This window comes from Mesorhizobium sp. M1A.F.Ca.ET.072.01.1.1, assembly GCF_004023325.1.
Lineage (GTDB): Bacteria > Pseudomonadota > Alphaproteobacteria > Rhizobiales > Rhizobiaceae > Mesorhizobium.
Genome location: NZ_RZSF01000372.1, coordinates 1 through 5994, shown reverse-complemented (window position 1 = coordinate 5994; position 5994 = coordinate 1). Strand labels below are relative to the sequence as shown.

At 63.6% G+C, this 5994-nt stretch carries 5 protein-coding genes; 2 read left to right on the top strand and 3 right to left on the bottom strand.

The genetic code is table 11. The features are described 5' to 3' along the window. Positions 1-1494, top strand: a 1494-nt coding sequence (locus EOA32_RS31930; RefSeq protein WP_145971419.1) for an ABC transporter ATP-binding protein/permease, incomplete at its 5' end; no start/stop codon positions are given. 377 nt (positions 1495-1871) lie between these two features. Continuing rightward, complete coding sequence (mgtE, locus tag EOA32_RS31925) at positions 1872-3236, top strand: magnesium transporter (protein WP_128373847.1); 1365 nt, start codon at positions 1872-1874, stop codon at positions 3234-3236. A gap of 51 nt (positions 3237-3287) precedes the next feature. Here mgtE and gor read toward each other — a convergent pair whose 3' ends face one another. From gor to rpiA, 3 genes are all read right to left on the bottom strand, one after another. Beyond that, entirely contained in the window at positions 3288-4676 is a 1389-nt protein-coding gene (gene gor, locus EOA32_RS31920; protein ID WP_128373846.1) for a glutathione-disulfide reductase, read from the bottom strand. A gap of 115 nt (positions 4677-4791) precedes the next feature. Next, positions 4792-5427 carry a DUF2059 domain-containing protein gene (locus tag EOA32_RS31915; RefSeq protein WP_128373845.1) on the bottom strand — a complete coding sequence of 212 codons (636 nt, stop codon included), beginning with the start codon at positions 5425-5427 and terminating at the stop codon, positions 4792-4794. After that, the coding region (gene rpiA / locus EOA32_RS31910) for a ribose-5-phosphate isomerase RpiA (protein ID WP_128373844.1) at positions 5414-5994 on the bottom strand (581 nt) is incomplete at its 5' end. The genes rpiA and EOA32_RS31915, both read right to left, overlap by 14 nt.

Below are 5994 nucleotides of genomic sequence, written 5' to 3'. Positions count from 1 at the left end.
GCTCCCGACAACATCGACCAGCGCATCCAGGAATCGATCAAGGACATGACGGGCGGCGCCATCGGCCTTGCCATGGGCGTGCTGGGCGTGGCGACCTCGCTTTATTTCGTCGGCGAGAATTTGATCGGGGCCTCGGTGGAGGTCAAAGGGCTGGAGTTCCTCGGCAGCTATGGCAGCGCCGTGCTGGCCTTTCTGGCGGTCGCGACCTACGTGCCGCTCAACACCTGGATTGCGGTGAAGCTCGGCGGCCTGCTCGAACGTCTCAACATCCGCATGCAACAGGCCGAGGGCAGCTATCGCAGCGAATTGACGACCTTCCTGCGCCGCAGCTTCCACGTCGCCGCCTCACACGGCGAGGATGTGCAGAAGACGATGCACGACAAGCTCTATGTCGACATCGACAAGACCTGGGGGCGGCTGAACGTCGTCAACACCAGCTACATGTCGTTCGAGCTGATCTACAATTTCATCGGCGCCCGCATCGTTTCCTACGGACCCGGTCTCGTGCCGTTCATTCACAACGGCTTCGATCTCAAGGGCTACATAACCGGCTCCGAAATGGTCGCGCAGCTGATCAGCCAGTGTTCGTGGTTCATCCATGTGATGCCCGCGATCGCCACGCTTAGGGCCAACAGCCAGCGTGTAACCGAGCTCGCCAGCGCCATCGAGAACGTCCAGCAGCCGCAGGAGTTCTACCGCCAGACCGGCCGCTCCGACTTCAGCTATGCCACGCAAAATCCCGTCTTCGGCCTGACCATCCAGAAGCTGGAGCTCGCGCATCAGGGCGAGGACGCAACGCCCTTCCTGAGCGCCGCCAACCTGCGCTTCCGCCGCGGCGAGTGGACATTCCTCAAGGGTGAGTCCGGCTGCGGCAAGACCTCGCTGATCAAGGCAATCAATGGTCTGTGGCCCTATGGCCGCGGCACCATCGTGTTCCCGGAAGGGGTGACGAGCTTCTATGCCGCCCAGGAGGTCAAGCTGCAGCAGGTCTCGCTGAAGCAGCTCGTCTGTCTGCCGGGTTCGGAAAACGATCACACCGACGTGCTGGTAGCGGCCGCCCTGCACAAGGCCGGCCTCGGCGAATTCATCGGGCACCTGGCCGATGAGAGCCGCGAAGGCAAGCTCTGGGATCAGGTCCTGTCAGGCGGGCAGAAGCAGAAGCTGGTGGTAGCCCGCATCATCCTGCAGCAGCCGGGACTGCTCTTCCTCGACGAAGCGACCGGCGCGCTCGACCCCGAAGGCAAGATCGCCTTCCACGAAGCGATCAAGGCCAATTGCCCCGATGTAACCGTGATCAGCGTGATGCACGAGGCCGTTCCGCCGCGGTCGCTCTCCGGAGAGGAATTCTATCATAGCGTCGTGGCGATCTCCGATGGCGTCGCGACCAAGAAGCCGCTCGCTCCCGCTCTGCCGCGCGAGCTCACGACGATCCTCGCGCAGCCCCGGCCGGCCGAGGACAAATGGTTGCGCTTCCGGCGGCTCAAGCAGAAATAGCAATCAGCCCAGCCCTGGTCCGTCGCCTCGGCAGCGGCCACTGTCGATCACAGTCTCGCGATCCGGCAACGCTTCGCTCATTTTCAGCGCTCTTCGCGATTGACTCGGCAAAACGCGCTCCTATGTTGCGCCCGCTCGCAGATTTGAAACCTACAGCGCCACGCGCCCTTCGGACGCGTAAAGGACGCTGTAGAATCTTAGAATTGCGCATGATCCTTTCCGAGAATCGGAGCCGATTTTTCGGGGAGTCATGCGCTACCCCGCGAGCAGAAAGGTCAAACCCGCCATGCCTGGCGACAGTCACAGTCGAACGCAACCGCCGTCCGCCTTGACGTGACCTGACGGCTCACGTCCTGCCGGACGGCAAGGAGTGAGCCATGAATGAATTCGCATCCGTATTGGACGACGAAGCGGTCGCCGTTGCCCGTGTTCTTGCCAACGACCACGTCGCGGACGTCGTCGAAGCCCTCAACCGCGAACCTCGCGAGACCGCCATCGAGCTGCTCTGCGCGGTGCCGTTCGAGCGGTTGGTCGGAATCTTCGACCAGCCGGAGCTCGAAAGCGCGCCGCAACTCGCCGCAGCCCTGCCGCGCGCGAAAGCAGGCAAGCTGCTCACCGCCATGTCGGTCGACCGCGCAGCCGACATCCTGCGCGAGCTCGATGAGCCTGCGCGCTCGGAACTGCTTGGCGCGCTTGCCCCACCGCTGCGCGCGACACTGCTTTCGATTCTCGGTTATCCCGAGGGCAGCGCCGCCTCGATCATGACGACCGAGTTCGTCAGCGTGCCTTCGGACTGGACCGTCGGCCGCACGCTCGACTACATCCGCAAAGTCGAGCGCACGCGCGAGACCGTCTATGCGATCTACATCACCGACAAGGACACGCAGCTCCTGCTGCGGGCGACGGGCTTGCGCCGGCTGATCACCGGCGAGCCTCAGGACTCGATCCTGTCGGTGGCGCCGGATCGCATGCCGGTCACGGTCACGCCGCTGACCGATCGCGAAACGCTGGCGCAGACGATCTCCAAATACGATCTGCTCGCCCTGCCGGTTGTGGATCACGGCAAGATCCTCGGCATCGTCACCATCGACGACATCATCGACACCATGGTCGAGGAAACGACCGAAGACGTTCATCGTTTCGGCGGCATGGAGGCGCTGGACGAGCCCTATATGAAGATGGGCTTCCTCGCCATGATCCAGAAGCGGGCCGGCTGGCTCTGCGCGCTGTTCCTCAGCGAGATGCTCACGGCGAACGCCATGCAGAGCTACGAGGGCGAGTTGGAGAAGGCGATCGTGCTCACCCTCTTCATCCCGCTGATCATGAGCTCGGGCGGCAACTCCGGCTCGCAGGCGACCTCGCTCGTCATCCGCGCGCTGGCGCTGCGCGAGATCGGCCTTCGCGACTGGTGGCGTGTCGCCTTGCGCGAGCTGCCGACCGGTTTGGTGCTCGGCTCGATCCTCGGCATAGTCGGCATCTGCCGCATCGCGCTCTGGCAGTATTTCGGCTTCTACGACTATGGCTCGCATTGGATGCTGATCGCGGCAACGGTGGGCGCGGCGCTGGTCGGCATCGTCACCTTCGGCTCGCTGTCGGGATCGATGCTGCCTTTCGCGCTGAAGCGCATCGGCTTCGATCCGGCAAGCGCCTCGGCGCCGTTCGTCGCCACGCTGGTCGATGTCACCGGGCTGGTGATCTATTTCTCGGTGGCTCTGGTGATCCTGCGCGGCACGCTCCTCTAGCCAAGAAGCTTCGCGCCGCCGGCATGGCCGGCGGCGCCTCCCGGCTTGGCTTCAAACCCGCTCGCCGTTCTTCACGCGATAGGTCGGCTTGTACATGGTGACCAGCTCCTCCGCCGCTGTCGGGTGAACGGCCATGGTGCGGTCGAAATCGTCCTTGGTCAGCTCCGCCTTCAGCGGAATGCCGAGCAGCTGCGCCATCTCGCCGGCGTCAGGTCCCAGGATATGGGCGCCGAGCACTTTCCGCGACGCGCCGTCGACCACGAGCTTCATCAGCATCTTTTCATCGCGGCCCGACAGCGTGTGCCGCATGGGACGGAAAGACGCGCGATAGATCTCGATGTCCGGGAAGCGCTTGACGGCCTCGTCCTCGGACAGGCCGACGGTGCCGATCTCGGGCTGCGAGAACACGGCCGTCGGAATGGTATCATGGTCTGGCGCTGTCGGATTGCCTTTGAAGGCTGTCTCGATGAAACACATCGCTTCGTGGATGGCCACGGGCGTCAGTTGCACGCGGTGGGTGACGTCGCCGATCGCCCAGATATTGTCGATGCTGGTGCGGGAAAATTCATCGACGATGATCGCGCCGGTCTTGCCGAGCTCCACGCCGACGCCTTCGAGGCCCATATTTTCCGTGTTCGGGATGCGGCCGATCGCCAGCATGACCTGGTCGACGGTCAGCGTCTGGCCACTGGAGAGCAGCACGTTCAGTCTGCCCTCAGCGGTCTTGCGCACCCATTCCGAGATCGAACGGCAGAGGATCCTGATCCCCTTCTTCTCCATTGTCTCGTGCAGCGAGCGGCGAAGGTCCATATCGAAGCGCGAAAGAATTTCTTGGCCACGGTAGACCAGCGTGGTGTCGACGCCCAGTCCATGAAAGATGTTGGCAAATTCGACGGCGATATAGCCGCCGCCCTCGATCATGATCGCCTTCGGCAATTCCTTGAGATCGAAGGCTTCGTTGGAGAAGATGCAATATTCATGGCCGGAAAGCGCCGGGTGCGGAGCCGGACGGCCGCCCGTGGCGATCAGGATCTGGTCGGCGCTGACGGTGCGGTCTTCGGCAGTGAGATAGACGGAATGCGGATCGACCAGCACGGCGCGCGAATGGAAGGCCTCGCCGCCCGCACCTTCGACATTCCTCTTGTAGATCGCCTCCAGCCTGGCGATCTCCTTGTCCTTGTTGGCGACCAGCGTCGGCCAGTCGAAGCTTGCCTCGGGGACCATCCAGCCATAGCCGGCGGCATCGGCGAAATGTTCGGGGAATTGCGAGGCATAGACATAGAGTTTCTTCGGCACGCAGCCGCGGATGACGCAAGTACCGCCATAGCGATACTCCTCGGCAATGGCGACGCGCTTGCCGAGCGAGGCAGCCACACGGGCCGCCCTCACCCCGCCGGAGCCGCCGCCGATGACGAAGAGATCATAGTCGTAACCGGCCATCGAAAGGACTCCTGCGCAATGGAAGTGTGTCACAGGTAGGCGGACAGCAGGCAAAAGAAAAGCCCGGAAACCCGGGCTCTTCTGGTCCAGTCGGCCATCGGCCGCTTGAAACGGATCAGTTCTGCGAATTGTCGGCAGGAGCCGAGTTGTCGGCAGGAGCCTGGTCGTCTGCAGGCGCCGAACTATCGGCTGGTGCGGAGCCGTCGGCAGGAGCGGTCGCATCCTTCGCAGGCTTGGCCGGAGCCGCGGCCTTTGCGGCGGCGGCGAGCGTTTCGCCGACCTGCTGGGCGAGGTCGCGGGCGACCCCGTTCTGCCAAATGTCTGCCGCCTTCACCAGGTCGCGCGTGACCGCCGGGCCGCTGTCGAGCAGCTTCTTGCCGGCTTCCGAGCTGTAGAAAGTGGCGATATCGTTGAGGTCCTTTTCGGAAAACACCTTGGCGTAGGCGAGCGCCGCCTCCTTCTCCAGGTCGGCGCGGCGCGCCGCCAAGCCCATCGCCTTTTCGGTGACCGTCTTGCCGATCAGTTCCTGCATGTCGGGATTCTTCTGGATCAGCTGGTTCTCAAGCGCTGCCGCCGCCTGCGGCAGGATATTGTCGAACGGGTCGGTAGCGTGGATAGCCGCAACTGCGGCCCGTGCGGCCTTCAGATGCGATTCGCTGATATCCTGCGAAAACGCCGGCGAGGACAGCGCAAGCACCGCTGAGGCCGCCAGAATGGTCGAAACGCGGCGAACCCGTTTATGCAACATCATGGTCGATAGAACTCCCTGGTTTTCGGGCGGCATGGACGGTTTGGATGCCGTCGCCGCCGGCGATGACGGCGGTTGACGCCAGCCCGATGAATAGACCGTGCTCGACGACGCCTGGAATGGCGAAGAGAGCATTCGAAAGCGCTCTTGTATCCGGAATGCGGCCAAAAGATGCATCGAGGATAAAGTGGCCGCCGTCTGTAACAAATGGCTGCTCCCCCGTCATCCTCAATGTCACCGGGCCGGCAAGGCCGAGGCTTGCCGCCGCCGCGCCGACCGCGATCTCGGTGGCGCGCAGGCCGAACTTGTTGACCTCGATCGGCAGCGGGAAACGGCCGAGCGTCTCGACCATCTTGGACTGGTCGGCAATCGCGATCATGCGCTGCGACGCCGCCGCGACGATCTTCTCGCGCAGCAGCGCCCCGCCGCCGCCCTTGATCAACGTCAGCGCGGGATCGATCTCGTCGGCGCCGTCGATGGTGAGGTCGAGCTCCGGCGTTTCCTCGAGCGTCGACAGCGGCACGCCAAGCTCGCGGCAGAGTGCCGCGAGCTTGGCGTGCCGCTGTCGAC

Excerpts from the sequence above, each read along its gene's own strand:
- mgtE (WP_128373847.1), top strand. The coding sequence starts at position 1,872 with ATGAATGAATTCGCATCCGTATTGGACGACGAAGCGGTCGCCGTTGCC.
- EOA32_RS31915 (WP_128373845.1), bottom strand. The coding sequence starts at position 5,427 with ATGATGTTGCATAAACGGGTTCGCCGCGTTTCGACCATTCTGGCGGCC.
- gor (WP_128373846.1), bottom strand. The coding sequence starts at position 4,676 with ATGGCCGGTTACGACTATGATCTCTTCGTCATCGGCGGCGGCTCCGGC.